Here is a 552-nt window from a genome sequence, read left to right as displayed (position 1 = left end):
GCCAGTTGCCGAGCTGCACACGGGTGACGGCGTCGCCGGCGCCCGTGGCTTTGGCTTCCTCGGATTGCCTGATCTGCGTGGTGTAGCCCAGGCTCACCTGGTCCGAATTCAAGGCCGGCGCCGGCATCAGCGCGGGCCTGACATGCATCTCCAGATGCGCGTGCGCTTCATAGCCCAGGTAGAAGCGCAACAGCGCCGTCACCTCCCGGTGCATGGCCCGGCCCGGCATCAGCCCCAGCACCGAGTCGCGTGCCTGCGGCGCGATCACCACGCGCACGGTGTTGGCGCGGTCATAAAAGCCGCGCCCGAGCACACAGTTTTCTCCCAGCGGCATCCGCTCGGTGGCGTCGAGGCGCACCCACACGGCGTAGAACTCCTCCACCGTGATGTGCGCGTCCGGCACGGCATGCTGCAGCACGCCGGCGAGGCCCTCGGCGGTGCGTGTGCGCTGGCTGGCCAGTCCCAGCATCGACAACAGCTTCCGTGTGAGGACAGTCTCTTCAGTCCGCGTCTGTCCAGTGCCCGGCTTGCCGAGGCCCAGCCCGAGCAGGC

1 protein-coding gene is annotated in these 552 nt (G+C 68.7%); it reads right to left on the bottom strand.

Annotation, left to right across the window (positions count from 1 at the left end):
* On the bottom strand, positions 1 to 552 hold a 552-nt coding region (locus CF70_RS31160), incomplete at both ends, for a type VI secretion system baseplate subunit TssG (RefSeq protein WP_035874934.1).

The organism is Cupriavidus sp. SK-3, from assembly GCF_000611145.1.
Taxonomy (GTDB): domain Bacteria; phylum Pseudomonadota; class Gammaproteobacteria; order Burkholderiales; family Burkholderiaceae; genus Cupriavidus.
The sequence above is the reverse complement of the archived record's forward strand: the minus strand, read 5'-3'. Positions and strand labels throughout refer to the sequence as shown.